Source organism: Aromatoleum sp. (assembly GCF_035254505.1).
Classification (GTDB): domain Bacteria; phylum Pseudomonadota; class Gammaproteobacteria; order Burkholderiales; family Rhodocyclaceae; genus Aromatoleum.
Genome location: NZ_DATFAO010000078.1, coordinates 136,975 through 162,585 on the forward strand (window position 1 = coordinate 136,975; position 25,611 = coordinate 162,585).

General features: G+C 65.0%; 22 protein-coding genes and 1 riboswitch. Of the genes, 3 read left to right on the plus strand and 19 right to left on the minus strand.

Going from position 1 to position 25,611, the window contains the following annotated elements; translation table 11 throughout:
* Positions 1 to 63 precede the first annotated feature (63 nt).
* The 12 genes from VJ673_RS15705 to VJ673_RS15760 all read right to left on the minus strand — a co-directional run bounded on the left by VJ673_RS15705 (position 64) and on the right by VJ673_RS15760 (position 14,377).
* A complete protein-coding gene (locus VJ673_RS15705) occupies positions 64 to 840 on the minus strand; it encodes a DUF2189 domain-containing protein (RefSeq protein WP_324127072.1) in 777 nt (258 codons plus the stop codon).
* A 123-nt stretch (positions 841 to 963) separates the two neighbouring features.
* A complete protein-coding gene (locus tag VJ673_RS15710; RefSeq protein ID WP_324127073.1) occupies positions 964 to 4,206 on the minus strand; it encodes a pilus assembly protein in 3,243 nt (1,080 codons plus the stop codon).
* A gap of 25 nt (positions 4,207 to 4,231) precedes the next feature.
* Positions 4,232 to 4,822 carry a pilus assembly PilX family protein gene (locus tag VJ673_RS15715; protein WP_324127074.1) on the minus strand — a complete coding sequence of 197 codons (591 nt, stop codon included), beginning with the start codon at positions 4,820 to 4,822 and terminating at the stop codon, positions 4,232 to 4,234.
* Positions 4,810 to 5,961 carry a PilW family protein gene (locus VJ673_RS15720; RefSeq protein ID WP_324127075.1) on the minus strand — a complete coding sequence of 384 codons (1,152 nt, stop codon included), beginning with the start codon at positions 5,959 to 5,961 and terminating at the stop codon, positions 4,810 to 4,812. Before VJ673_RS15720 ends, VJ673_RS15715 begins: the two co-directional genes overlap by 13 nt.
* Positions 5,949 to 6,428: a type IV pilus modification PilV family protein gene (locus tag VJ673_RS15725; protein ID WP_324127076.1), complete on the minus strand. Its 480-nt coding sequence runs from the start codon at positions 6,426 to 6,428 to the stop codon at positions 5,949 to 5,951. Before VJ673_RS15725 ends, VJ673_RS15720 begins: the two co-directional genes overlap by 13 nt.
* The gene (locus VJ673_RS15730; protein WP_324127077.1) at positions 6,422 to 6,928 is read right to left on the minus strand and encodes a GspH/FimT family pseudopilin; all 507 of its coding nucleotides are present in this window, start codon (positions 6,926 to 6,928) and stop codon (positions 6,422 to 6,424) included. Before VJ673_RS15730 ends, VJ673_RS15725 begins: the two co-directional genes overlap by 7 nt.
* A complete protein-coding gene (locus VJ673_RS15735) occupies positions 6,922 to 7,434 on the minus strand; it encodes a type IV pilin protein (RefSeq protein WP_414635665.1) in 513 nt (170 codons plus the stop codon). Before VJ673_RS15735 ends, VJ673_RS15730 begins: the two co-directional genes overlap by 7 nt.
* 317 nt (positions 7,435 to 7,751) lie before the next feature.
* A complete protein-coding gene (locus VJ673_RS15740) occupies positions 7,752 to 8,687 on the minus strand; it encodes a phosphoribosylaminoimidazolesuccinocarboxamide synthase (protein ID WP_324127079.1) in 936 nt (311 codons plus the stop codon).
* Between the two features lie 50 nt (positions 8,688 to 8,737).
* Positions 8,738 to 10,045 carry a DUF3422 family protein gene (locus tag VJ673_RS15745; protein ID WP_324127099.1) on the minus strand — a complete coding sequence of 436 codons (1,308 nt, stop codon included), beginning with the start codon at positions 10,043 to 10,045 and terminating at the stop codon, positions 8,738 to 8,740.
* Positions 10,046 to 10,156: 111 nt separating this feature from the next.
* Positions 10,157 to 10,882 carry a YiaD family glycine zipper/OmpA-like lipoprotein gene (locus tag VJ673_RS15750; RefSeq protein ID WP_324127080.1) on the minus strand — a complete coding sequence of 242 codons (726 nt, stop codon included), beginning with the start codon at positions 10,880 to 10,882 and terminating at the stop codon, positions 10,157 to 10,159.
* A gap of 100 nt (positions 10,883 to 10,982) precedes the next feature.
* A complete protein-coding gene (locus VJ673_RS15755) occupies positions 10,983 to 13,556 on the minus strand; it encodes a putative bifunctional diguanylate cyclase/phosphodiesterase (RefSeq protein ID WP_324127081.1) in 2,574 nt (857 codons plus the stop codon).
* Positions 13,557 to 13,672: 116 nt separating this feature from the next.
* Positions 13,673 to 14,377: a methyltransferase family protein gene (locus VJ673_RS15760; RefSeq protein ID WP_324127082.1), complete on the minus strand. Its 705-nt coding sequence runs from the start codon at positions 14,375 to 14,377 to the stop codon at positions 13,673 to 13,675.
* Positions 14,378 to 14,519: 142 nt separating this feature from the next.
* On the opposite strand from VJ673_RS15760, the gene VJ673_RS15765 reads away from it, so the two are divergent.
* Positions 14,520 to 16,388 carry a diguanylate cyclase gene (locus tag VJ673_RS15765; protein WP_324127083.1) on the plus strand — a complete coding sequence of 623 codons (1,869 nt, stop codon included), beginning with the start codon at positions 14,520 to 14,522 and terminating at the stop codon, positions 16,386 to 16,388.
* A 43-nt stretch (positions 16,389 to 16,431) separates the two neighbouring features.
* On the opposite strand, the gene VJ673_RS15770 is transcribed toward VJ673_RS15765, so the two are convergent.
* The 5 genes from VJ673_RS15770 to pyk form a co-directional block, all read right to left on the minus strand.
* Positions 16,432 to 17,103 carry a hypothetical protein gene (locus VJ673_RS15770; protein WP_324127084.1) on the minus strand — a complete coding sequence of 224 codons (672 nt, stop codon included), beginning with the start codon at positions 17,101 to 17,103 and terminating at the stop codon, positions 16,432 to 16,434.
* Between the two features lie 56 nt (positions 17,104 to 17,159).
* Complete coding sequence (fba, locus tag VJ673_RS15775) at positions 17,160 to 18,224, minus strand: class II fructose-bisphosphate aldolase (RefSeq protein WP_324127085.1); 1,065 nt, start codon at positions 18,222 to 18,224, stop codon at positions 17,160 to 17,162.
* Positions 18,225 to 18,393: 169 nt separating this feature from the next.
* Positions 18,394 to 19,413 carry a peptidoglycan-binding domain-containing protein gene (locus VJ673_RS15780; RefSeq protein ID WP_324127086.1) on the minus strand — a complete coding sequence of 340 codons (1,020 nt, stop codon included), beginning with the start codon at positions 19,411 to 19,413 and terminating at the stop codon, positions 18,394 to 18,396.
* A gap of 135 nt (positions 19,414 to 19,548) precedes the next feature.
* Positions 19,549 to 20,304 carry a 5,6-dimethylbenzimidazole synthase gene (bluB, locus tag VJ673_RS15785; RefSeq protein ID WP_324127088.1) on the minus strand — a complete coding sequence of 252 codons (756 nt, stop codon included), beginning with the start codon at positions 20,302 to 20,304 and terminating at the stop codon, positions 19,549 to 19,551.
* A gap of 45 nt (positions 20,305 to 20,349) precedes the next feature.
* Positions 20,350 to 20,553, minus strand: a riboswitch (cobalamin riboswitch).
* A gap of 39 nt (positions 20,554 to 20,592) precedes the next feature.
* Positions 20,593 to 22,041, minus strand: a complete 1,449-nt coding sequence (gene pyk / locus VJ673_RS15790; protein ID WP_324127089.1) for a pyruvate kinase — start codon at positions 22,039 to 22,041, stop codon at positions 20,593 to 20,595.
* Positions 22,042 to 22,230: 189 nt separating this feature from the next.
* Here pyk and VJ673_RS15795 point away from each other — a divergent pair, with 189 nt between their 5' ends.
* Together VJ673_RS15795 and VJ673_RS15800 are read left to right on the plus strand one after the other, a co-directional pair.
* Entirely contained in the window at positions 22,231 to 23,106 is an 876-nt protein-coding gene (locus VJ673_RS15795) for a cache domain-containing protein (RefSeq protein ID WP_324127090.1), read from the plus strand.
* A gap of 125 nt (positions 23,107 to 23,231) precedes the next feature.
* Entirely contained in the window at positions 23,232 to 23,486 is a 255-nt protein-coding gene (locus tag VJ673_RS15800) for a hypothetical protein (protein ID WP_324127091.1), read from the plus strand.
* 84 nt (positions 23,487 to 23,570) lie between these two features.
* On the opposite strand, the gene VJ673_RS15805 is transcribed toward VJ673_RS15800, so the two are convergent.
* Together VJ673_RS15805 and VJ673_RS15810 are read right to left on the minus strand one after the other, a co-directional pair.
* The gene (locus VJ673_RS15805; RefSeq protein ID WP_324127092.1) at positions 23,571 to 24,755 is read right to left on the minus strand and encodes a phosphoglycerate kinase; all 1,185 of its coding nucleotides are present in this window, start codon (positions 24,753 to 24,755) and stop codon (positions 23,571 to 23,573) included.
* A 66-nt stretch (positions 24,756 to 24,821) separates the two neighbouring features.
* Positions 24,822 to 25,611, minus strand: a 790-nt coding sequence (locus VJ673_RS15810; protein WP_324127093.1) for a type I glyceraldehyde-3-phosphate dehydrogenase, incomplete at its 5' end; no start/stop codon positions are given.

Consider the following 25,611-nt stretch of genomic DNA (forward strand, 5'->3'; position numbering starts at 1 on the left):
GCGTGCGGCCCGGTAACGAGACGGGGCCCTCGGGCCCCGTCCGGCGTGTCACACGCAGCCGCCTTATTCGATCAAGTCCTTGTACGCATGCCAAGTGGCATGACCGACAAGCGGCAGCAGCACCACCATGCCGATCATCATCGTCGCGAAGCCGACGCCGATCAGGGCGACGATCAAGACTGCCCACACCGCCATGGCGTCAGGGTTGTGACCGACGGCGCGTACGCTCGACATCATCGCGGTCGCGATGTCCGCGTCACGATCGATCATCATCGGCACGGACACCACCGACAGCACGAAGATCAGCCCCGCGATGGCGGCACCGATCACCAGATACGAGACGACGAACTGTACATAATTGCCCGACAGGAAGACGTCCTGGAAAAAGTTCGCGAGATCGGGCGAAGCCGTCTCGTGATAGAACAGCGCGAACAGGATCGCGGACAGGCGTTCCCAACCGATCAGCGCGAAGGCCAGAAAAGCGCCATAGTAGGCGAGGTGATCGCCGTGGCGCTGCAATCCTTTCAGCGACTCCATGAAGCTCACGGTTTCACCGCGCTCATTGCGCCGCGAAATCTCGTACAGCCCAGCCGCGACCAGTGGACCGACGAGGAAAAAGCCCGACATCGCCGCCACGAACAGGTAGGGCATCCTCGCCGCGTAGGCGAGGATCAGATAGCCGATGACCGCGGCAAGTGCGCCATAGCCGAGGCTCGCAGCCGGACTCGAACGCATGTCATTCCATCCCATGCGTAGCCACATCAGCGGCCGGTCGGCTTCGACCCGGCGCACGTCGGGCAGGTGGAAATGGCGATCCAACGAGTTTAGCGGCTTGTCCATGGTGGCCTCCTCGGGGTTGGAAGTACCAGGGCGCAGCAGCCTCTGCCAACAGGGGGCCTGCCCCGGACTCCTCTTAGAGAAGTATCCGGGCGCCAAGTTCGCGTTTCCCCGGGCGAGGCCGGACTACATCAATTCGCGCCAGTAAACCCGTCGCCACTTCACTGCCGACGAGGTCGCGGGAGCGGTCTTGGGGATCGGCGGCGAGCGTTTTTGTTTGTCCGAGAACTGGATCAGGCCCCGGTCGCCGCTCGACGTCTGGATCACCACGGCGCGGCTGGCGATCGTGTAATCCATGAACCATCCGCTTTCGTAGGTGTTGGCGCCGCCCGTGGTCTTGAGGATCGCACCGCCGTTGTCCGCGTTGACGGCGAAGAACCAGCTGGAGCCTCCAGGATCGCACAGGGTGTTGGTCGGAACGTTCACTGTGAACACGAGTGTGCCGGACTGCGTAATCGCGGGGTGTGTATTGACCCGGCCATTGGCGATCGGAAGATCGAAATACCAGCCGCGACGCGTGGACTCCATTGCCACGTTGCTCAGCGTGAAGGTCGAGGAGGTCGAGCTCACGATGCGCTGGCAGAGGAACTGTCCGTTCCCGCCGTCTGACGGGCAGGTGTTGCCGTTGCTGCCGCGGATGTCCAGCGTCGGCGGCGCGCTCGCCGTGTCGTCGATGATGCCGTACATCGACTGGGTCTGCGTCGCATGGGAATTCTGGGCTGCATCGCCGGGCACGTCGCTCGAGCCAAGATATTGGCCGGTACCCACCATGACCAGGTACTTGGTCGTGGAGCCGGGCACCTGCCGTACGACGGGCGCCGTCGTGATCGGCTGCGACGCACCATTACCGTCGGCGAGCTGGGCGATCCGCGTGATCGACCAGGCGCTCAGATCGACGCGCCAGACGTTGCCGGCAAGGTCGCCGCCGTAGACGAAGGGTGTCGTTTGTCCTGCCGTCGCATTGGCGAGCGTCGACAGATGCACGAGGCCGGACGGCGATGCCGCGTTGCCGGCGCCGGTCGTCAGGGGGGAGCGGGACAGGACGTGCCCGTCGCTCGGATCCAGCGCCCAGACGTAGCCGGCGCCATCGCCGCCGGTGGTGCTGCCGTTGTTGTAGCCCGACGTCACCAGCACCACCCAGCCGTCGTTCGGCGTCTTGACGATGAGCGGCGTACCGAAGCCGAAGCCCATGTTGGCGTTCGTCGCAAGCGCTTCCCACAGCACCTTCCTTGCGGCGTCGCTTTCGCTGCTTGCGCCCGAGGTCGACACATCGAGTGCGTAGTATCCGCGACCGCCCTTGCCGAGACCACCGACGAGGATCTTCTTGCTGAAGGTCGCGTTGGCGACCTTGGCTGCCGCCGGGGTCGCGTCTACGTAATAGCGGTGGCGGTACATCGGGTCCGCCAGCTGGGCGAGTGCGGGGCGCACCATGCTCGGGATATAGGCCCACAGCTCGCTCCCCGTGTTGCCGTCGAACGCGTGCACCATGCCGTCGTTGGCGGCCTGATAGACGGTCGTGGCGCCGCCGTCGGTGACGAGCACGGGTTCCGCATCGATGATGTCGCCGAGCAGATGCTGGCGAATGCGGTAGGTGCTGCCTTCGCCGCTGCGGTTGCCCCGCAGGAAGTCGATGACGCCGGCCGTTAGGCCGATGCCCGCATTCTCGTAGTTCGCGGCCGTGAACGCGTTTCCGCTCGATCCGTTGTAGGAGACGATCTTGCGCGAACTCGCCGCGTTCGTCAGTGCATCGAGTTTCTCCTGGGCCGACCAGATATGGGGGGTGATCGGAAGTCCGGTGGCGAGGTCCAGCGAGAACGCTTCGAGATCGCCGCTCCAGTAGCCCGAGTTGTAGCTTGAGGCGTAGCTGGTGTTGTTCGTCGCGATCTGCGAACTCGTCACCGCGACCGCTGCCGCGGCCCCGTCCCTCGCCAGCGCGTCGTTGATCGCGTTGGTGAAGGCCTTCGTGAGCGCTGCCGTATTGTCGGCGGTGGTGAAGAGCCCGCCTCCCTGGTGGGCCGCCTCCTGCAGCAGCGGGTCGTTCTTCGCCTGATCGTCGGCAAAGCCGACCGTGTAGGTCCGCATGTTGTTCGACTTCCTGCGGCCGTTGGGCGCAACGATGTCGGGCCGGAGATCCGTCTCATACATTGCCTGCGCGACGTCGTTGAGGTAGTCGCTGCCCGCGCTCTCGTAGGTGTGCGGACCGCCGATGTGCCCCGGGTGGCTCGTCGCCGCTGCGCCGGTCTTCTCGTCGTACTGCTTTGAGCCGTTGGTCGTGCAGGAGCCGCTGTCGCCGTCGTAGTCGCACAGGTAGGAATTGGTCGACAGCGCTTGGTCCTGCTGAGGACGCCCATCCGTCATCAGCACCGCGGCCGACCCCTGGCACCAGTACTGTACGGGACACGCGCTCCCCGTGCAGCCCGCGGGCGCGCCGCTAAGCTTATGCGGCGAGGTCGTCCCCTGCTTGAACAGCGCGGGGACGGTGACGCTGGCCTGCGACGCCTTGCCGGGGTGGATCGTCAGATTGCCGCCGTAGCCGGTCGTGAAATACTGCCCGATGTCGGCCAGCGTTTCGGAGAGAGGCGTGCTGCCGGTCGCCGTCAACGCGTCGATGCTGGTCTTCAGGTTGCTCAGCTGGGTCGCGTCGAGGGCGGCAACGGCACGCAGCAGCGTCCCGCCGTTATCGCCGTTATAGCTCGCGAGGCCGACGCGCGCCTTGGTCGCGGTGGATGCGGTCTTCAGCGGAATCGTGTCAAGTGCGGCCTTGGCGCCTTTCTTGGCAATCTCGAGACGCGTTTCGGTGCCCGGTTTGCGCGAGCTCCAGCCGGACAGCGTTCCGCTCCCGAAATACCAGTTGAGGTAGCGACCGGAGTACTGGGACGGGAGGTAGGACGCGCCTGCCGCCGTCGTGCAGTTGGTGCCGCAGGACTGGGTCGCCACCAGACGAACGTTCGTGTAGGTGGCCGCGTCGTCGAAGCACACCTGACCGCTGCCGGTACCGAGGGCGCAGCCCGCGGTGCAGCTGGTTGCGCTGCGGCCGCTTCCGAGCGTGTTGGCGAGTTCGACTTTCGGCGCGCCGCCGACCACGCGTAAGGACACCGGATTGCCCGTGTCGATCAGCTGGTTGGCCGCAGTGCAGCTTCCCGGAAGGTAGGATGCGCCGGTCGTGCTGTACGGCGAATCCGGAACGATGTTGCTCATCGAGCCCGAATTGTCGACCATCAGCATGAAATTCGGCGGCACGTTGTTCGCGACCGCCATCGGCGTGTCGGCAATGTCGGTCTCGGCCGCGTCGGGCGCGTTCAGGAACGGATTGAACAGGGCAATGCCGAGCAGAACCGGCAGGGTGATCCGACGGAGGAGCGTATTCACGACGTTCTCTGCAATGGGGGAGAGCTCAGGTGGCGGGGCCGCTGATCATCGCTTCGTAGAAGCCGAGCGTGCCGCGCGGACCGCGGGCACGGATGATGACGCGATAGTAGATGCCGAGCGTGTCCGGCGTGGTGTTCGCCGCCGTCGCGGGATCGACGTCGCACACCGACTTGATGCTGTCGGCGCTGCTGAGGTCGGGCGCGCTCTCGCACTGACGCTCGATCACGTATTGGATGCGCACGCCGCCCGTGTCAGTGCCGCAGTTCGTGTTCGCGCCGCGTTCGTCGATGCACGGCACGGCGTTGCCGTCCCATATCGCGCTCGTTGCAATCGCGGCGGTGCTCGATAGGTCCGGGGAGCCGGTCTGGCGGATCGCGTAATAGTAGGCCTTGGACGCGAAGCTTCCGCTCGCCAACTCCTCCCAGCCATGGTCGACTGCGACCTCCGAGGCGTGCATCGTCGCTTGCCGGAAGGCGAGGTTGCCCGCGACGAGGGTACCGGTATCTGTTGCACGGATGACGCCGAGGGCCGCCAGGCTCAGCAGCGCGAGCATGATCAGCGCGACGATCAGGACCACGCCGGTCTGCGCGCGGAGCCCCCGGTTCAGCGGTTCCATGCGACGTTCCTCAAGGGCGTCATCGTTTCGAAGATGCGGTAGCGGAAGTTCTGCCAAGTCTTGCCGGCGGGAACGCTCGTGCCGGACAGGTCGAGCGTCAGCGCGCCGCCGAAAACCGTCGGCGCCGAGGTCGTCACGGCGCTGGCGTCCGCCTCGCGGCTACGAGCGACGACGGCGACGCGCACTGCCTTGACGTGGTCCATCTCGTCCTCCGTGATGGCCGCCGCACTCTTCCAGCTTGCAATCACGTCGCTGCCCGCGTCGGCGATGCCGTACTGGGCCTTGAGCATCACGATCCCGTCGGCAATTGCGCTGTTGTGGAAGGACGGCGAACCGGTGCAGGATGGAGTCAGAGTCTTGTCGTGGCGCAGCAGCGCGTTGCATTTCACCTCGTAGCGCGTGTACGCAAACGCGGGCATCTTGACCAGCACCGAGCCCGGGCCGTAGGTCTGGGGGCTGCTGAATGCGGTGTTCGGATTCGACGGGTTGTAGCCGGACTGACCGGAGTCGAAGACCACGTTGCAGCCCGTCGTGCTGCTCGTGCATGAGCCTGTAATGCCGGTGACCTGGATCAGCGTGCAAGGATCGCCGTCTGGATTGGGCAAGGGGTGGGCGACGAAGATGAGGTCTCCGTTGTAGAGATTGTTCCGGGGGTCGGTGACCTTCAGTACCCCGGCAGTCGCCGGCATTTCCTTGACGATCGCGGCGGTGAAAGTGCCGGCGGTGCTGGGAGGTGAGCTCTCCACGTCGATCGTGTCGGACCCCGTCGCCCCGCCGTCGGTAATCCGAACTGCCGCAAACGCGGACCCGAGCGTCGCGCCGTCGTAGAGCGTGGTCCCGTTCTTGTACTCATTCACGCTCGGGCACATCGTCGCGACCGAGTTCGCAAAGATCGCAGCGCCGGCCATGCGCAGGTCGCGGTCGATCAGCGTGACTGAGAGTTGCGCCTCTTCTCCCGCATTGGTCCCGCCGCCCGTCGTGCGCAGTTGCTTGCTGATCGTCGCCACCGAGGCCGTGATCGCGAGCGTGATGATGAGGCCGATGAGGAGGCCGATCATCAATTCGATCAGCGAGAGGCCCACCTGCTTGCCTCGTGCACCGGAGCAACCGGGGCCCTTGTCGGTCATCATGACTGCCATTGAAAGCGGTTGGTGACGCTCATGCTGTGCGAGTCGCGTACTGCTCCGCCGGCCCCGTCGGGCTGCTTGAACTCCGCGCTCCATTCGAGCGTGATGGTCAGAAAGCCGGTGGTCACGCCGGACGGTCTCGCGATCGTGACGCTCGCCTCGGGAAAGTTTTCGCAAGCTTCGAGCACCCAGGCCGCTGCCGGATGGGTGCCCAAGGATGCGGGGCATTCGGTCCGGTCGAGCAGAAACTCCGACGACGGATCGCCGCTCGTCGCGTCCTGCAGCTCGACCTGGGCGATCAGCTTGTTGATGAGAAAGGCGGCCGTCGCGCGATCCCGGGCTTCGCTGCCGAACTGGACGGCCCTGGCCTGCATTTCGATTGCACCGATCGCGCCAAGCGAAAAGACGAGGATGGCGACCAGCCCTTCGAGCAGGCTGAAGCCTGCCTGTTTGCGCCGCGACGTCCCGGAATTCAACATGTACGTGGATCACCGGAGATCGTGATCGCCGGATCGCATAGTTGCAGTTGTCCGCCGTTATGCACTGCGATGCGCAGCTGCCGGTCGATCAGGTCGCTGCTGATGTCGATCTGCTGGAGACGGCTGCCGGACGTATCGACCATGCCGCTGGAAAGAAAGGTGACGGCGGACTGGCTCGAGTTCGTCTCGATCGACAGGTTGCCGGCGCCGTTGCCTTTGCTGGCCTGGATCTGGCTCGCAGGGCTGAGCGTGGCCACCGTCCAGTCGGCCGTCCCCGTCGTCAGCGTGAAGGAGACGGGCTGGTTGCGGCGCAAGGCCTCGATGCGCGCGAGTTGCAGGCCGGACATGATCGCCTCGGCGCTCGTGCGGATGCGGAAATTTGCGAACGCACCTTCGAAACTGGGCGCCGCGATCGCGGTGATGATCGCGAGGATGGAAATCGTGACCAGCGCTTCGATCAGGGTGAAACCGGCCGCGCGAGTCCGCGACCATCTCAGCATGTACCCCCCTTGCGGGTGATCCAGCAGTCGACGGGCAGCCCGGAAGTGTCGGGGAAGGCCGTCGTCTGGCGCCGGTTGTTGTTGTCGATCGTGAAGGTATAACCGGTCATGCCGACGGACGCTTTTCCGGTCGCCGTCGCGAGGAAGGCCTGGTTGTCGGCGCCGTTGTTCGTGCAGCTGAAGTCGAACGAGTCGGTCGTCGTAACGCCGACGCCGCAGTGGGTGGCAGTCGAACCGTAATTGCGGTTGTCCTGGAAATACTGCTCGAGTCGAATCCGCAGCGTCGAAAGCTCGTTCGTCGCCTCGACGATCCGGCTACGCCGAACGTGATCCTGATAAGACGGCAGGGCCACGGCGGCCAAAATCGCAATGACGACAATCGCGATCAGCAACTCGATGAGTGTGAAACCGCGCAGCGCGGGCGGTCGATAACAATGGTTCGAGCGTGGTCTTTTATGCGGATTTCGGCCGCGCGCAGGCGCCAGCGGCGCATTGGATGCAGTCATCGTCTGAGTCGATCATCTTGCCCAGGGATTGCCTGAGCATGTGGGTGGTATATGTCCCTGCGGCCGTTCCACGCGAGTGTCAGCCGCAGATGTCAGACATCTTTGGCGCGCGGATGTTACGTTCCGCGTTATCCCGCCGGCAAGCGCGCTGCCGGAAATATTGCAAATTATTTCACGTTTTTCAGGACATTTCCCCACATGTGGGGCGTCGTCGCAAAGAAAACGTCGAGGGGGTGCGCGGAGGCGAGGACTGCCGATTGGGAGGAGTGTTGCGTTCGGCAGGAGGAGCCGGGGCTGAATAGCCCCGGCGGAAGGGATCAGGCCAGCGTAAGACCCGTCAGGCGCTCGTACGCCTCGCGGTACTTCGCCGCGGTGCGCTCAATGACCTCGGCGGGCAGGCGCGGGCCGGGCGCCTTCTTGTTCCAGGTGAGCGTCTCGAGATAGTCGCGCACGTACTGCTTGTCGAAGGAGGGCGGGCTGATGCCTTCGCGGTAGCCGTCGGCCGGCCAGAAGCGGGAGGAGTCGGGCGTCAGCGCCTCGTCGATGAGGTGCAGCGTGCCCGCGGCGTCGACGCCGAACTCGAACTTCGTATCGGCGATGATGATGCCGCGGCCGGCGGCGTAGTTCGAAGCCTCGGTGTATAGCGCAATGGCCGCATCGCGCGCCTGGGCTGCGAGCTGGGCGCCGTTCTTGCCGGTGCCGGCGAGCTCCTCGGTGAGGGCCGCTGCGCAGCGCGTCTGGGCCTGCTCGAAGGAGATGTTCTCGTCGTGGTCGCCGACGTCGGCCTTCGACGCCGGGGTGAAGATCGGCGAGGGCAGCTTCGCGGCCTGTTGCAGGCCGGCGGGCAGCTTGATGCCGCAGATCGCGCCGCTGTCCTGGTAGTCCTTCCAGCCCGAACCGATTACATAGCCGCGCACCACGGCCTCGATCGGCAGCGGCTTCAGGCGCTTGACGACCAGCGCGCGGCCGCGCACCTGCTCACGCTCGTCGGCGGCGACGACCGATTCCGGATCGATGCCGGTCAGCTGGTTGGGGATGATCGCGCCGAGGCGGTCAAACCAGAAGCTCGCCATCGCGGTCAGCACGCGCCCCTTGTCGGGAATCGGGTCCGGCAGGATGACGTCGAAGGCGGACAGGCGGTCGCTGGTCACGATCAGGAGCTTGTCGGCGTCGACGGCATAGATGTCGCGCACCTTGCCGCGGCCCAGCAATTGCAGGCTCTTGATGGAGGATTCGAACAGGGGAGTGGCCACGATGGTTAACGCTCTTTCAGGCAAAAACGGGATTATAGGACAGCTTGCTCTCAATGCCCGCCGTCGTGCCCCGCGCCGCTCTCTTCGGCGGCGAGCTGACGGCGCATGCGCCGCAGACCGAGCGCGACGAGTCCGGCGATGATCGGGATCGACACGGCGGTGGCGATCTCGGGCGTCACGGGCGCGATGAGGTCCTTGGCGCCCTTCGCGATGTACTGCACGAGCTGCGAGCCGTAGTAGGTGATCGCAACGACCGACAATCCCTCGACCGTTTCCTGCAGCCGCAGCTGCAAGCGCGAGCGCGTATTCATCTGCGCAAGCAGCGCCTGGTTCTGGCGCTCGAGTTCGACGTCGACGCGGGTACGCAGCAGCTGGGAACTGCGCGCGATGCGGCCGGACAGATCTTCCTGGCGTCGCGCGGTCGTCGCGCAGGTATCGATCGCCGGTGCGAGACGCCGCTGCATGAACTCGCGCATAGTCGGATAGCCGCTCACGCGCACCTCGCGCAGGTCGTCGATGCGCTGGCGCACAAGCCCGTAATACGCTGCGGCGGCGCCGAAGCGGAAAGCCGTCCGGGCGACCGACCGCTCGACGTCGGCAGCGAGTCGCGTCAGATGGCCGAGCACGTGACGCTCGTCCTCGGGCGAGCCCGCGTCGCCCATGTTGTCCATCAGGTCGGCGAGTTCGCCTTCGGCCTGCGACAACCTCGCGCGCACTTCCTTCGCGACGGGGAAGGCCAACAGCGCCATGACCCGGTAGGTCTCGATCTCGAGCAGGCGCTGCACCGTACGTCCGGCCTGTCGCGGTGTCAGCGAATCGTCGAGAACCAGGAAGCGCGAGAAGCCGTCGGCGATCTGGAAGTCCGTGAATACCCATCCGGCGCCGTCTGCGACCTGCGAGGCGATCGAGTTCATGCCGGTGGGCGAATACTGGCTCAGCACGGTCTCGGGCGACACTTCCTGGATGCTGCGCAACTCGATGTGGGTCGCGACGATCAGCAGGCCCGGGATGTCCTGGCGCCAGTTCGCCGGGACTTCGATCAGCGCGTGCTCGCCCGCCGTGTCCGTCGTTTCGATACGCCGGACGAAGGTGTAGCTCGTGAACTCGTGGTGGCGCTCCCACTTCAGCCGGAAGTCGCCGGCGTCGAGGAATACGTGTCCGGAGGCCGTCTGCGGTGCCGGAAGGCCGAGCTGTTCCGCGAGTTGGCACAGGTGCGCGGCTTCGGCGTCGGCGCTGTCCTCGGTGTGCAGGAAAGCGAGATAGGTGACGAACTCGGGCGTCTGCAACGGCACGGGCGGGCGTGCGTGAACCTCGTCATTGAGTGTCTGACGCAGCGGGTGTTGTTCGAACAGGGGCATGTTGGGCGCGCGATCCATGGTGGCGCTAGCGTACCGGTCCGGGAGATGCGGCGGAAGCCCCCGCGCTGCGTGGCGTCGCGAAGCCGCCACACGCGCAGGCGCTTCCTCTCGTCAATAGCGTGAGGGTTGCAGCGCCGGCTGGCCTGTCGGGCGCTCCGAGGACGGTGCGGGAGCGGATTGCGAGCCCTCCTGCGCCGGTACGATGAGCACTTCGACGCGGCGGTTCTGTGCGCGGCCTTGCGTCGTGTCGTTGCTGGCGACAGGGCGCGACTCTCCGTATCCGACCGCAGCGATCCGGCGGGGGTCGACCCCGCTGCGGATCAGCGTGCTGCGCACAGCTTCGGCGCGATTGTCCGACAACGTCTGGTTGAAGCCGGCCGAGCCGGTCGAGTCGGTGTGTCCTTCGATCTGCACGACCGTACCGGGGTACTGCCGGATGCTTTGCGCCATCTGTGTCAGCACCGGCGTGAACTGCGGCTTGACGTCGGCGCGACCGGTATCGAAGGTGATGCTCTCCGGGGCCTGCAGGCGGATCGTGTCGCCCTGCCGCTGAACGGCGACGCCAGTACCGGCCATCTGCTGGCGCAGATCGGCTTCCTGCTTGTCCATCTGGCGGCCGATCAGCCCGCCCACGGTCGCTCCGATCGCGGCGCCGATCAGGCCACCTTTCATGCGATCGCCGTGGCCGCCGGCGACGTTGCCGAGTACGGCGCCAGCGCCAGCGCCGATCGCCGCGCCGCGGCTGGTGTTGGCGTTTTCACCGTAGAAGGGATTCTGGGCACAGCCGGCAACCACCATGACGGCAGCTGCGGCGAAGATGCACGCCTTTTTCGACATGTTCGCCTCCGTTGTCGGGTAGTCAGGAGGCTTTCATTGTGCGCGCTTCCCCAGAAAGCGGTGCGCAGCATCGATAAGCAAATGTAAGTGGCGGGGCGCTTCAACCGAGCGTGATATCGAGGGCTTCCTCGATCGACGGGGTCGGACGGCGGATGTGGTAGCCCTGCGCAAGATCGATGCCCTGTTCGACCACCTTCGCGAGCACCTCCGTATCTTCGACGTATTCGGCGACGGTCCGGATGCCGAGATCGCGGGCGAGTGCGACGATGCTGCGCACCAGCGCGCGGTCCTTCTCGTTGTGCTTCATGCCGACGATGAAGTCGCCCTCGATCTTCAGGAAGTCGATGGGGAAGCGCTTCACGTAATGGAAGGACGAGAAGCCCGAGCCGAAGTCGTCAATCGCCAGCCGGAAGCCTTCCGCGCGCAGGGTGTTGATGAAGCGATCGAGCAGCGCCATGTTCTTGATCGTTTCGCGCTCGGTGATCTCGAATACGATCCGGCCCGGATCAAAGTCGAACGAGGCGGCGATGCGGCGCGTCTCCTGCACGAAGTCGTTGAGCACCAGCGCCCGCGGCGACATGTTCAGGAACAGCAGCCCCTTGTAATCGGACTGGCTGACGAGCTCCAGCGCCCGCTCCATCAGGATGTAGTCGAGCTTGTGCATCAGGCCCATCTTCTCGGCGATCGCGACGAAGGCGTCGGCGACGAGAATGCTGCCGTCTTCGAGCCGGATGCGGGCGAGCACTTCGAGCGCCTCGACTTCGCCCGTCTTGGGATTGACGATCGGCTGGAAGTAGGGAATCACGCCGCGTGCTTCGACGGCGGCGAGGATCAGGATGCTCTTCTCGGACAGCGAGCGGAACACCTCGACCACGTCCTGCGGCGTGGGGATCGCCAGGCGCCCCTTACCCTCGGCCTTCGCGCGATACATCATCGTGTCGGCGAAGAGGAAGAGATCCTTGGTCTCGACCGCGTGATCGGGATAGACCGCCATCCCGACCGACAGCGAACCGCTCACCCTGGCCCCATCCGGCGTCTCGATCGACATCGTGGTTACCGAGTCGATGATGCGCTGGGCGACTTCCGTCGTTCCGGGGAGATCCGTCTCCGGCAGGATCACGACGAACTCGTCGCCGCCGTAGCGGGCGAGTAGATCGTCCTCGCGGATCGCGCTGCGGATCGACGCGGCGACCTCCTGCAGGAAGATGTCGCCGAAGCCGTGGCCGTAAGTGTCGTTGACGGACTTGAAGTTGTCCGCGTCGACCACCAGCAACCCGAACTTGTAGCCGTGGCGCCCCGAACGGATGGTCTCGCTCTCGAGCAGTTCCCAGAACACGCGCTGGTTGTACAGGTTCGTGAGCGGATCGCGCGTCGCGTAGTACTCGAGATCCTTGGTGTACTTGTCGATCGCCTTCACCGAGCCGACGACGTTGAGCAGCGTCGACAGGATGCTTTCGACGACCAACCAGCGCGTGTTGTCCGCTCCCGGCTGCGCCTGCATGCCGATGCCGACGATGCCGCCGATCTTCGGCGCCTCGACGAGCAGCGACTTCGTCTGCACCTCGATGTCCTCGCGTACGAGTTCGGGCAGGGGCCGCGAGCTGTCGGCGATGTTGTGTTCGATGCTGACCGCGTAGCCGCCGGCGAAGTAGGGGTTGCGTCCGAGCGATTCCTTGACCGTCGTCTCGAAGAGCTGCTGACTCTTGGCGGAAGGCGTGTAGCGCCAGAACACTTCGAGATCGAAGATGTCGTCGCCGATCTTGAAGATCGAGAACAGCGCGTAGGCCGGCATCACGTCGTCGATGTCGAGGAGCAGCCGGTTCACGTACTCGCGCCAGTCCTTGACGACGTCCGAAGTCAGAATGAATTTCTCGAGCAGGCGGATCTCGAATTCGAGCATCTCCTTATCGACGGCAACGCCGCGCACGCGTTCGAGCAACTGCTTCACTTCGCCGGCGACCGGGCTGAATTCGCTGAAGCCGAAGTCGAGTCTCGCCTTTTCGATCTGGCGCAGGTCGGCGAGCTTGCTGACGGAGCGGATATTGGTCGCAAAACTGCCGATCCCCCGGTCGAGCCGGCGGCGGATGTAAGCGACCATCAGCAAGGTCGCGATGATGGCGACCGGGAGGATCGGTGCGAACGCCAGCAGGAACTGGCGGTTGCTCGCCGCGAGCAGCGGCGTGATGTCCTGGCGGACATCGATCACGCCGAGCACCTCGCCGGGCTGGGCGTTCGTATGGCAGACCCGGCACTGGTCCTCTGCGCGCAGCGCGTGGATGAAGCGCACTTCCGGGCCGTTGTTGAGGCGCAGGCTATCGCCGCTGGCAATGACTTTGCGGATCGGGTCGTCGAAGGCGGGCTGGGCGATTTCGCCGAACAACTCGGCGACCCGCGGTCCGCGGTAGATCTGGATTTGATGCTGGGTGTTGTCCACCGAGCGCCGGACCGCGCGGATGAATTCCTCGAGCTGCTGCCGCGACCAGCCGGTGCGCATCAGCTGGAACATCGACTGGAAGGTCATCTCCGCGAAGGTGTTCGCGTCGCGCATTGCGTTGTCGCGCACGGAGCGTTCGAAGAGGCTCGACACGGCATAGTGCGTCGCGCCAACGAGGGCCGCCGAGAACACGATTGCCGCGATCAGCAGCAGGCCCCGGATTGTTTTGATTCGAGTCATCGAGCGAGCTGTCCTGGTCCCGCCGATGATCGGATGCTGTCCGTCTCAGGCCGGATTCGTGCGCGAAGTAGGATGAAAGTCGTAACACCCCGTAACAACCAGGGCTTTTGCGCGGACTATACTCTCCCGCCCCGTTCAGGGAAAGGCGGCGAGCGCGAAGCGGCTGATGCGTCGCACAATTCGCGTGCCTCGGCAGCGCTCAAATGGCGCCACGGAATCGGAAAGAGACCGGCGACGCGTCGTCGGTAGCGCTCATAGGCGCGGCCGTGACAGGCGACGAGCTTGCGTTCTTCGAAGCGCGAGCCGATCCAGAAATAGATCGATACGCATAGGGTCGTGACCAAGCGCGCGCCGTCCATGTCCCGCGTCCATAGGATGACCAGCGCCAGGAAATACCAGGGATGGCGAACGTAGCGATGCAGCGGCGAGATCCGCAGTGGCCCGCAGTTATGGAACGGACTTCCTCCGGAACGCCACTGTGCGAATCCGCTGAATTCGCCCATGTCGTAGTAGCGGCAGGACCATAGGAAGCCGCCGAAAGCGGCGAGCGCCAACGCGTCGGCCACCCAGCCCCAAATCCCGGTCCACTGCCAGAGCGGCGCCGTTCGCCATGCAAAAGTCAGCCACAGCAGCGGAAGCAGCAGGATCGCTGCGATCGCATTGAACAGAAGACGGTACGCGCTCGTCGCAAACCGGCAATGCTGCCCAATGGCGCGCTTGACCGCGTTCGACGCGAGTAGCGAATGCAGCGCTCCGTACGCCGCCCAGCCGGCCGCGAGCGCCGCGATGTGAAGAATCGGCCAGGTGTCCAGGGTCGCCATGCGCCGCTACTGTGCGGCAAATGCGTCCTGAATGCCAGCACCGTCCATGCCTTTCGGCATAAGCCGATCCGTTTCAGGGCATAATCGCGCCAATCAAAAAAGTTAATCGGAGCGGGCCGCTGCCGGCACCTCTGGAGCTGGAATGAATCTCAACCGGAAAATGACATTGTTGTTCGGCGCCATCGCCCTGGGAACCCTGGTGATGCTCGTCCTGATCAGCCTTGTCGCCTTTCGCAGTTACTCGATCGCGTCGTCGACCGCGCATGTGCGCACCGCCGCCGAAATGGTGCGGGTGCATCTGACCGAAGCGATGATCCAGGGAACGATCGACAAGCGCGAACAGTTCCTCGATCGCCTCCTGGAGGTGCAGGGGCTGCGCTCGGCGCGGATCATCCGGTCGTCCTACGTCACGCAGCAGTTCGGTGCCGGCATGGCGCGCGAGATGCATCCCGACGATATCGAGAAGCTGGTCCTCGCCGACGGCCAGCCTCGCTACGTGATCGTCGACGAGCGCGGCGATTCGGTGTTCCGCGGCACGATTCCCTTTGCGGCCTCGACCCGCGGCAAACCGAACTGCCTGCAGTGCCACCACGTCACCGAGGGGACCGTGCTCGGTGCGGTCACGATGGAGGTTTCGCTGAGTGAACTGAAGGAGAAGGCGCTCACGACCGTCGCGCTGATCATCGTCACGGTGGCGGTCTTTTCGCTGCTGTCGATCCTGCTCGCGCGCCGCCTGATCCTGCCCGTCGGCTCGACGGCACAGGCCGTGGAGCGCGCGGTGCAACGCGCACTGCGCGGGGATTTCAAGGGGCGCGTCGAAAAGCGTACCGACGACGAGATCGGCCAGATCGCGACCGAGACCAACAGCCTGCTGGTCTTCCTCGACGATGGTCTCGCGCGCATCAGCCAGCGGGTCGTGCAGCTCACGGGCCGCACGATGCGCCAGGACGACAATCAGCTCGAGGTCGCGATCGACATGGTCAATGGCTTGGCCGACGCATCGAGCTTCAAGCAGGCGATCGAGGAGGACGAGACCAAGGCGGAGATCTTCGACCGCTTCGGCAAGGTGCTGACCGAGCGCTTCGGCGTGCGTGAATTCTCAATCTACGAGACCTCCGGCCCGAAACAGCTCGAACCGCTTTCGGTCGATGGCGTGCAGGGTGCGCCTTGCCGCTGGTGCGATCCGCAGATCCTCGTGCGCAGCGACATGTGTCGCGCCAAGCGCTCAGGTCATGTCGTCGACGGCCTGAGCCAGCCCGGCATCTGCTATGCCTTCCAGCCGCCCGAGGGGCTGGGCGAGGGGCGGCGCCATTACTGTGTGCCGATCATGCAGTCGGGCGCGGTCGGCAACGTCATCCAGATCGTCGTGCGCGAGTCCGAGGCGCAGGCCTTCCAGTCACAGGTGCCTTACGTCAACGTCTATGTGCGTGAGATGACGCCGGTGCTCGAAGCCAAGCGGCTCACGGAGACACTGCGCGAATCGTCGCTGCGGGACGCCATGACCGGCCTCAATAACCGGCGCTTCCTCGAGGAGTACGTCGATACGCTGATCGCCTCGGCACGACGCCGCAAGACGACGCTGGCGGTGCTGTTGCTCGATCTGGACTACTTCAAGGTCGTCAACGACACCTACGGTCATGACGCCGGGGATATCGTACTGAAGTCGCTCGCCAACGTGCTGAAGAGTTCGGTGCGCGCGTCCGACATGGTCATCCGCTTCGGCGGCGAGGAGTTCGTCATCATCCTGCAGGAAACTGACGCCGAGAACGCCATGCGGGTCGCCGAGAATATTCGCATCGCGGTCGCCGAGATGAAGATTCAGGTCGGCTCTTCGACGCTGCAGAAGACGATCTCGATCGGCGTCGCGATGTTCCCGGAAGACAGCGAAACCTTCTGGCAAAGCGTCAAATTTGCGGACGTGGCGCTCTATCGGGCGAAGGAAGATGGGCGCAACCGCGTGGTGCGCTTCCGTCCGGAACTGTGGGAAGGGCACTCGGCCGAGTCGTACTGACGACCGTCCCGGAGCTGCGTCCCCGCTCCAGCCCGCTTCCTTTTCAGCTCGTCTGTTGCCAGGCGGCGACCAGAGGGTCGCGGTGGGCTGCAAGCTCCGTCAGCGCGACCTCGATCACCGGTCCGCTCAGCGTGTTGCCGGCACACGTCGCACGCAGGCTGGCGTCGGTTCCACTGACGTCCACGCGCAGCGCGTCCTGGTTCGGCTGCAGACGGTTATGCCGGTCCTGCTCGTCGAGGACGACGCTGCCGTTGGTCAGGTTCAATCGTCCGCGCAAGCTCACGTCCCGGCCCGAACTCAGTTTGCCCGCCACGATGCAGGGCAGGGTCCGGAAATCGGCGACCAAGGTCAGCGCATGCCGCCGCAGAAAACGAGCCAGTTCGGCTCCCTGCAGCGGCGCGCGTCCCGCGGTGCGGCGCGAGAGTTGCTCCAATTCTTCGTCGGTGAGATGCGGGCCCGCGGCGACCAGCGCTTCGCGCGGCAAAGCCGCAGCTGCGGTGCTCACGACGTCGAGATGGTGATGATGCGAGACGAGCGAGATCCCCGCCTTCCCCAGCTGCTTCGCGGTGACCGTGGGCATCCCTTGCAGCACCATATTGCCGAGCAGCTCCTGCATGGCCTTGCACAATTTTTCGTGGCTGGCCTGGAGGAAAGCTTCGGGCGCATCCAGTTCGAATTCGAACCCGATGCTGAGTTTGAGATTGGCTCGTGTCATGAAAGTCGCCGGTCGGTCGGCTGGCCTCTTGTGCCGCAGGCCGACCGGCTCGGCCGTCAGCGAACGACCTGCGTCAGTTCGCCGGACTTGTAGCGGGCGGCGATCTTATCGAGCGGCACGGGCTTGATGCGGCTCGCCTGGCCGGCGCAGCCGAAAGCCTCGAAACGCGCCTTGCAGACGAGCTTGGCGGCTTCGCGCGCCGGCTTCAGGTATTCGCGCGGATCGAACTTCGACGGGTTCTCGAACAGAAACTTGCGGATCGCGCCGGTCATGGCGAGACGGATGTCGGTGTCGATGTTGATCTTGCGCACGCCGAACTTGATGGCCGTCTGGATTTCCTCGACCGGCACGCCGTAGGTTTCCTTCATGTCGCCGCCGTACTGGCGGATGATCTCGAGCAGTTCCTGCGGCACGCTCGACGAGCCGTGCATCACGAGGTGGGTGTTCGGCAGGCGTGCGTGGATCGCCTTGACGCGCTCGATCGCGAGGATGTCGCCGGTGGGCTTGCGCGTGAACTTGTAGGCGCCATGGCTCGTCCCGATCGCGATCGCGAGGGCGTCGCAGTCGGTCTGCTTGACGAAGTCGGCGGCCTGGTCGGGATCGGTGAGAAGCATCGAGTGATCCAGCGTGCCCTCTGCGCCGACGCCGTCTTCCTCGCCGGCCTGGCCGGTTTCGAGGGAGCCGAGGCAGCCGAGTTCGGCTTCGACGGTCACGCCGATCGCGTGCGAGAACTTGACCACCTCACGGCTCACGGCGACGTTGTAATCGTAGGAGGAGGGCGTCTTGCCGTCTTCCATCAGCGAGCCGTCCATCATGACGCTGGAGAAGCCCGAGCGGATCGCAGCCTGGCAGATCGCGGGCGACTGGCCGTGGTCCTGGTGCATCACGACGGGGATCTGCGGGTAGGCTTCGACGGCGGCGTCGATCAGGTGGCGCAGGAAGGCTTCGCCGGCGTATTTCCGCGCGCCGGCCGAGGCCTGCATGATGACCGGGCTGTCGGCTTCGGCCGCGGCTTCCATGATCGCCTGGACCTGTTCCAGATTATTGACGTTGAACGCCGGCAGGCCGTAGCCGTTCTCGGCGGCGTGATCGAGCAGCTGGCGCATGGAAACGAGGGGCATGGAACTTCTCCGATAGGTTTTCTGACGCAATTTGTGCGACTAACCGCGCATTTTAACGTCAGTCGGCACCCGATGGGCTTCGTGCGTGGCCGGGACGCACACAAGAAAATGGCCCGGAGCGAACTCCGGGCCATCGCGGCCACCACAGACGGGGCTGGAGGGGGTTACCTTACTTGAGCAACTCCGCCTGCGTTGCCGCATCAAGACGTCCGGTGACGGGGATGTTGCGGTCGGTCTGGTACTGGCGCAGCGCATTCGTCGTCTTGCTGCCCATCTTGCCGTCCGGCGTCCCCGCATCGAAACCGAGCTTGTTGAGTTTAGTTTGAGCGTCCTTCATGCTGATAGTTCCACCGGAGTAGCCCCCCGGCTGGGATGCTCCGTCGACGGCGAGCTTGCCCCCGGTGCCGAGTCCGCGGTCGCCCATGGACTGCGCCGTGTAGTTGCGCAGCGCCCTGACCATCTGGTTGAAGGAGTCCATGAAGGCGCCGGCGATCACCTTGCCCTGCGGCGTGTTGGTGTAGCCCCCCAGTCCGGCCGCCGCGCCGCCCCCTCCGATCAGGCCTCCCAGCCCGAAGTCAGTGTTCTTGGCGCTGCCCTCGGCGACGCCCACCTGCACGCCCGAGCGGTTATCGACGAGGGTCAGCATAGTCGAGGCCTCGTTGGTCTTCATGTTGCCCACGATCGCACCGACTACGCCGCCGCCGATTGCGCCCGCTGCGGCGCCCAAGCCCCCGGTACCGCGTTCGCTGAACAGGATTTCAGGGTTTACCGAGTAGTCGGCGCTCACCATCTGGCCTTTGCCGAAGTTGCTGCCGGCGCGTAGTTCGCCACCTTGTTGCAGCGCGCGTTCCTGCTGCATGTTGGCCATCGCGCGGCCGCGTTCGACGACGATGAAGCAGTTCGACTGCTGCATCAGCAGGCGCAGCACCGGCACGGTCGAGGTGAGTTGATAGCGGCTGGTCAGGATGCGATACCAGCCGGAGTTCTGGTCTTCGACGACGGCGGCGGTGCCGAAGGGTTTGTCGCAACGCTCGAGCTGGCTGCTGGCGTTTTCCGCAGAGCCTCCGCCTGCGGCGCCCGTGGCCGGCGTCTTCGCGCCAGCGTCCCCCATCTTGATCGGCATCTGATCGCAGCCGCCCATGAAGGTCGCGGCTACGGCAAGGGCAATTACCGGAAGTTGAGCCTTCATGTTGGGGCCTCACGCGATTGTTCTCTGTTTTTGAACTCGACGCCGCATGTGTGCGACGCCGCCGCGGGTGTAACCATACGTTAGCCAGTATAGGTTACCGATCGGCCCCTCTCAACGCGTTATGGCTGCTCTGGGTCAGATAGGCGGAATGCCCTGCGCCGCGCGATGTTGCGCCCGTTTCAGGGCCTCCCGGAGAGTCTCACCCTCGGGCGCCGCCCCGCCCCAGCCGTCGAAATGGACGAGGTCCTCGAGCGGCAGGCGGGGGCGCCATCCGGCCGTCTGCAGCTCCGGTTGGTCGAGGAAATGGCTGACGTGGCCGACGCACAGGTAGGCGACCGGGATGATGCGCTGGGGCAGGCCGAGGATCTCGCGGATGCGGGCTTGGCGGTAGATGCTGACCCAGCCCACGCCGAGTCCCTCGGCCCGCGCCGCGAGCCACAGGTTCTGCACGGCGCAGACCGTGCTGTAGAGGTCCATCGCCTTGATGTGCGTGCGCCCGATCACGACAGGGCCGGCGCGGTCGCGGTCGCAGGTGATGCAGAGATTCACGGGCGCTTCGAGGATGCCCTGCAGGCGCAGTCCCGAATACACCTCGCGCTGCTTGCCTTCGAACATCTGCGCGGCTTCGGCATTGGCTTCGGTGAAGGCGCCATGCACCTGTTGCTTGACCGCCTTGTCGCGGATCACGACGAAGCTCCACGGCTGCATGAAGCCGACCGAGGGCGCGAAGTGGGCTGCGGTGAGGATGCGCGCGAGCACGTCGTCGCCGACCGGATCGGGCAGGAACTGGCCGCGCACGTCGCGCCGCGCCAGGATATTGCGATAGACGGTGGCGCGCTCGGCGTCGTCGAAATGGTGGTGAGCCTGATGGCCCGGGCTTGTGCTGTTCATGGATTCCCCTTCTGAAGCACAGTGGGCGGCAAGCGGGCCTGCCTGCCGCAAAGTAGCCTCCAGGCCGGTCTTCTGACTCGGGATCGTCCCGCGCCGCGCCTTCCCGCCCGGACGGGCAGTGGCATCTTGCGGCGGCGGTCCCCCTCACAGCGTTGGGCACGTAGCGGAATCGGCGCGAGCTTTCGAAGGCGCCTCACCGCATTTCCGATTCTCCTGCCGATGGCAGGCACCCGGAGGCAATATCTGGTCGAGCGCCGAAGTGTAGCAGTCGTGCTCGGTCCCTGGCGCTTATTGCTCGGTCAGATGCGGCGCCGGATGTTCGCCCACGCGCACGATCTTCAGCGTGTTCGTGCCGCCCGTGGTGCCGATCGGTTCGCCGATGGTCAGCACGATCAGGTCGCCACGTTCGACGACGCCCTGGTCGAGCAGGATCTGCTCGGCTTCCCACAACAGCACGTCGCGGTCCTGATGGGTCTGCGACATCAGCAGCGGGAAGACCTCGCGGTACAGCGTCATCTGGTTGCGGGCCGCGGCTTCCGGCGTCAGTGCGTAGATCGGCACGCCGCTGTTGAGGCGGCTCATCCACAGCGCGGTCGAGCCGGTCTGTGTGAGCGATGCGATGGCCTTCACCTTGAGGTGCCAGGCGGTCCAGATCGCCGCCATCGCGATCGATTGATCGATGCGCGTGAAGACGCGGTCGAGGACGTCGCGATCGAGCGAGGCATCGGAGGACTTCTCGGCTTCGAGGCAGACGCGGCTCATCGCTTCGACGACCTCCACCGGATACTTGCCCGAGGCGGTCTCGGCGGACAGCATCACCGCGTCGCTGCCGTCGAGCACGGCGTTGGCGACGTCCGAGACTTCGGCGCGGGTCGGCACCGGACTCGTGATCATCGACTCCATCATCTGCGTCGCCGTGATCGTGAGCTTGTTGCGGTCGCGCGCGGCGCGGATCATCTTCTTCTGCAGTGCCGGCACGGCGGCATCGCCGACTTCGACCGCGAGGTCGCCACGGGCGACCATGATGCCGTCGGAGGCGTCGAGGATCTCGTCGAGGTTGGCAACGGCTTCGGTGCGCTCGATCTTTGCGATCAGGAGCGATTCGGAGCCGGCGGCGCGCAGCAGTTGGCGCGCCATGTACATGTCGGCCGCGCTCTTCGGGAAGGACACCGCGACGAAGTCGACGCCGATCTGCGCGGCGGTCTTGATGTCGTCCATGTCTTTCGCGGTCAGGGCCGGCGCGGTCAGGCCGCCGCCCTGGCGATTGATGCCCTTGTTGTTCGAGAGCTCCCCGCCGACACGCACGGTCGTGTGGATCTCGTGGCCGACGACCCGGTTGACGATCAGCTTGAGGCGCCCGTCGTCGAGCAGCAACACGTCACCCGGCTTCACGTCCTTCGGCAGATTCTTGTAGTCGAGACCGACCCGGCTGCTGTCGCCCAGCTCGCATTGAGCATCCAGAATGAAGGGCGCGTCTTTTTGCAGATGCACGCGATCGCCGGCGAACTTGCCGACGCGGATCTTCGGCCCCTGCAGGTCGCCGAGGATGCCGACCGAGCGTCCACATCGCGCCGCCGCTTCGCGAATCGCCGCCGCCCGCGCGATGTGGTCCTCCGCCTTGCCGTGCGAAAAATTCATCCGCACGACATCGATGCCGGCATGCACCATACGTTCGAGAACTTGCGGATCGGTTGACGCGGGGCCGAGGGTAGCGACGATCTTGGTGTGGCGGGGCATGCTGTCTCCGTGTCGTTATGCATCCGAGAGCATGATTCTACCTCTGCGGCCGCTTGCAAGGCCGGGCGTCACCCGGTTTCGTCGCCGGTCGGAATCGTGCGCAGCTTGCCTTACGCAAGCCCCTCGACAGATGCTGCGGCTTCCTATAATTTTGATTGCATCAATCCAACTCCCGGACCTTCGAACGCCATGAAACCTGCTTCCCTCGCATCACTCTGTGCAGTCATCCTGATGGTGCAGCCCGTGCTCGCGGCCGATCCCGTCCCCGCGTACGGACAGGGGCCGCTCGTACAACGGGTCGACGAGAGCCGCAGTCAGCGACTGCTCGACAAGGCGGTCGCGCGCTTCCGGGAGGTCGGCGACGCGGCGTTCGACGAATTCAACCGCGCGCCGCAGTTCAAGGATCGCGAGCTCTACGTGTACGTGCTCGGCATGGATGGCACCATGCTCGCCAGCGGCGGGACATCGGTGGCCTTGGTCGGACGCAATGTCGCCACGATGCAGGATTCCGCCGGCAAGCCCTTCTTCCGCGAAATGCTCGACGCCGCGGCGAAGAGCGACGCAGGCCGCGTCGAGTATCGCTGGCTCAATCGCGAGGACAAGCGCGAGGAGCATAAGGTGACCTTGTTCCGCAAGGTGGGCGAGCGCGTGGTCGCGGTCGGCTATTACGTGCCGCGTGCAACCCCGGCGCAGGCGAAGGACCTGCTGGAGCGCGCGGTTGCGCGGGTGAAGGAGAAGGGGGCGCAGGCGGCGCTGGAATCCTTCAACGCGCTCAATGGCGGCTTCATGCAGGATGACCTCTACGTGTTTGCGATCGATCTCGATTCCCAGCGTTTCCTCGCGCACGGTGCGATGCCCAAGATGGTCGGCACGGACGGCCACGAGTTGCGGGACGCCCAGGGCAAGGCGATCGTTGCTGACATGGTGAATATCGCCAGCCGCAAAGGCGCGGGCGAGCTCGATTACACTTGGCGCAATCCGGTCACCGACAAGGTTGAAACTAAGCACTCGTTCATCCGCAAGGTCGATGGCATGCTGGTCGGTGTCGGGTACTACACGCGCTGATCGGGCTCATCGGACGCTGCGACGCCGCGGGTTGACCTCGGACAATATCGCCCCGGCGTTGATCCGTGACAATGGCGTCGCCGGTTTCGGCGTCTAACTATCTGAATATCCGAGGAAGAGTCCCGATGATCGACGAGGTAACCCGTTCCCTGCTTGACAGCCTGCCGCGTGGCGCCAGCTACGACCTGTCGGTGGTGCACGATGCCGAAAGCAATCTGCATGCGCTGACAATCGTGATCGACGGTGAGAGCTTCCGCCCCGGCATCGGCTACGAGAGCAGCGACGATTTCGAATTCGATCGCGACCAGATTGCCGAATACCTGGTCACGCGCAAACAGAAAGGCGGCTGCGGCAGTTGCGGCAGCTGTCGCTGCAACTGATTCGCCTGCGCGTCAGCAAAACGGCCACCCTCGGGTGGCCGTTTTTCATGATGGGACCGGAAACCCGGCCCCGGGTGAAGCCTTTCAATCGTTGAAGCGCGCTTCGAGCGCCGCGATCGCGGGCAAGGTCTTGCCTTCGAGGAACTCGAGGAAGGCGCCGCCGCCGGTCGAGATGTAGCCCACGTCCTGAGCGATGTGGAACTTGGCGATCGCGGCCAGCGTGTCGCCGCCGCCGGCGATGCAGAAGGCGTCCGAGTGGGCGATCGCGGAGGCCATCATCTTCGTGCCACCGGCGAACTGATTGTGCTCGAACACGCCGACCGGACCGTTCCAGACGATGGTGCCGGCGTGGGCGATGATTTCGGTGAGCTTGGCCGAGGTCTTCGGGCCGACGTCCAGGATGCGGTCATGCGGGCCGACTTCATCGACCGGGATGCGGTTCGCGCGCGCCAGTGCCGACACTTCGTCGGCGACGACGACGTCGACCGGCAGCGGCACTTCGGCGCCACGCGCCTTCATGATGTCCATGACGGCCTGCGCTTCCTTGACCAGTTCCGGTTCGGCGAGCGAGTCGCCGATGCGCTTGCCCGAGGCGAGCAGGAAGGTGTTGGCGATGCCGCCGCCGACGATCAGCTGATCGACCTTCTCGGCCAGCGTCTTCAGGATCGTGAGTTTGCTCGACACCTTGGCGCCGCCGACGATCGCCACGAGCGGACGTGCGGGCGTTTCGGTGGCCTTGGTGAGCGCGTCGATTTCGGCGCCCATCAGCATGCCGGCGCAGGCGACCGGGGCGAAGCGGGCGATACCGTGCGTCGTCGCCTCGGCGCGGTGAGCGGTGCCGAAGGCGTCGTTGACGTAGACGTCGCACAGCGCGGCCATCTTCTTCGAGAGTTCTTCGTTGTCCTTCTTCTCGCCCTTGTTGCAGCGGCAGTTTTCGAGCAGCACGATCTCGCCGGCCTTGACCTCGAATCCGCCCTCGACCCAGTCGCGGATCAGGCGCACCGGCTTGTGCAGCAGCTCACCCATGCGCACCGCAATCGGTGCGAGCGTGTCTTCGGCGCGGCATTCGCCTTCGGTCGGACGACCGAGGTGCGAGGTGACCATCACGGCGGCGCCGTTGTCGAGGCAGTACTTGATAGACGGCAGCGAGGCGCGGATGCGGGTATCTTCGACGATGTTGCCGGCTTCGTCCTGCGGCACGTTGAGATCGGCGCGGATGAAGACGCGCTTGCTGGCGACGTCGAGCTCGGCGAGTTTCTTGACTTGCATGGATTCCTTCCCGATGTGAAAACGCCCCGCTGAGCAGGGCGTCGGATTGCGTGCGGAGCCGGTGGCTTACTTGGCGTTGTGGACAGCGCGGGCGGCGTCCAGCATGCGGCAGGAGTAGCCCCACTCGTTGTCGTACCAGGCGAGCACCTTGACGAGGTTGCCGTCCATCACGCGGGTCTGGGTCGCGTCGAAGATCGAGGAGTGCGAGTCGTGGTTGAAGTCCATCGACACCAGCGGATCTTCATTAACGGCGAGCACGCCCTTCAACGGACCCTTGGCGGCTTCCTTCATCAGCGCGTTGATCTCTTCCTTCGTGGTCGCGCGGCTGGCGGTGAAGGTGAGGTCGACGAGCGAGACGTTCATCGTCGGCACGCGCAGCGCGAAGCCGTCGAACTTGCCCTTCAGCGCGGGCAGCACCAGGCCGACGGCCTTCGCCGCGCCGGTCTTGGTCGGGATGATGTTCTGAGCGGCAGCGCGGGCGCGGCGCAGGTCCTTGTGGCGCACGTCGACCAGCACCTGGTCGTTGGTGTAGGCGTGCACGGTCGTCATCAGGCCCTTCTCGATGCCGATGTTGTCCTGCAGCACCTTCGCGACGGGGGCGAGGCAGTTGGTCGTGCACGAGGCGTTCGAGATGACGGTCATCGCCGAGGTCAGCACCTCGTGGTTCACGCCGTAGACGATGGTCGCATCGACGTCGTCGCCGCCCGGGGCGGAGATCAGCACCTTCTTCGCGCCCTGCTTCAGCAGCACTTCGGCCTTGGCCTTGGCGGTGTACGCGCCCGTGCACTCGAGCAGCACGTCGACGCCCAGGTCGCCCCAATTCACGCCCAGCGGATCCTTCGTCGAGAAGAAGGGG

Excerpts from the sequence above, each read along its gene's own strand:
- VJ673_RS15745 (WP_324127099.1), bottom strand. The coding sequence starts at position 10,045 with ATGCCCCTGTTCGAACAACACCCGCTGCGTCAGACACTCAATGACGAG.
- VJ673_RS15715 (WP_324127074.1), bottom strand. The coding sequence starts at position 4,822 with ATGGAACCGCTGAACCGGGGGCTCCGCGCGCAGACCGGCGTGGTCCTG.
- VJ673_RS15705 (WP_324127072.1), bottom strand. The coding sequence starts at position 840 with ATGGACAAGCCGCTAAACTCGTTGGATCGCCATTTCCACCTGCCCGAC.
- VJ673_RS15755 (WP_324127081.1), bottom strand. The coding sequence starts at position 13,556 with ATGACTCGAATCAAAACAATCCGGGGCCTGCTGCTGATCGCGGCAATC.
- VJ673_RS15795 (WP_324127090.1), top strand. The coding sequence starts at position 22,231 with ATGAAACCTGCTTCCCTCGCATCACTCTGTGCAGTCATCCTGATGGTG.
- pyk (WP_324127089.1), bottom strand. The coding sequence starts at position 22,041 with ATGCCCCGCCACACCAAGATCGTCGCTACCCTCGGCCCCGCGTCAACC.
- VJ673_RS15805 (WP_324127092.1), bottom strand. The coding sequence starts at position 24,755 with ATGCAAGTCAAGAAACTCGCCGAGCTCGACGTCGCCAGCAAGCGCGTC.
- VJ673_RS15730 (WP_324127077.1), bottom strand. The coding sequence starts at position 6,928 with ATGCTGAGATGGTCGCGGACTCGCGCGGCCGGTTTCACCCTGATCGAA.
- bluB (WP_324127088.1), bottom strand. The coding sequence starts at position 20,304 with ATGAACAGCACAAGCCCGGGCCATCAGGCTCACCACCATTTCGACGAC.
- VJ673_RS15720 (WP_324127075.1), bottom strand. The coding sequence starts at position 5,961 with ATGGCAGTCATGATGACCGACAAGGGCCCCGGTTGCTCCGGTGCACGA.
- VJ673_RS15760 (WP_324127082.1), bottom strand. The coding sequence starts at position 14,377 with ATGGCGACCCTGGACACCTGGCCGATTCTTCACATCGCGGCGCTCGCG.
- VJ673_RS15750 (WP_324127080.1), bottom strand. The coding sequence starts at position 10,882 with ATGTCGAAAAAGGCGTGCATCTTCGCCGCAGCTGCCGTCATGGTGGTT.
- VJ673_RS15780 (WP_324127086.1), bottom strand. The coding sequence starts at position 19,413 with ATGAAGGCTCAACTTCCGGTAATTGCCCTTGCCGTAGCCGCGACCTTC.
- VJ673_RS15800 (WP_324127091.1), top strand. The coding sequence starts at position 23,232 with ATGATCGACGAGGTAACCCGTTCCCTGCTTGACAGCCTGCCGCGTGGC.
- fba (WP_324127085.1), bottom strand. The coding sequence starts at position 18,224 with ATGCCCCTCGTTTCCATGCGCCAGCTGCTCGATCACGCCGCCGAGAAC.
- VJ673_RS15725 (WP_324127076.1), bottom strand. The coding sequence starts at position 6,428 with ATGTTGAATTCCGGGACGTCGCGGCGCAAACAGGCAGGCTTCAGCCTG.
- VJ673_RS15770 (WP_324127084.1), bottom strand. The coding sequence starts at position 17,103 with ATGACACGAGCCAATCTCAAACTCAGCATCGGGTTCGAATTCGAACTG.
- VJ673_RS15735 (WP_414635665.1), bottom strand. The coding sequence starts at position 7,434 with ATGACTGCATCCAATGCGCCGCTGGCGCCTGCGCGCGGCCGAAATCCG.
- VJ673_RS15765 (WP_324127083.1), top strand. The coding sequence starts at position 14,520 with ATGAATCTCAACCGGAAAATGACATTGTTGTTCGGCGCCATCGCCCTG.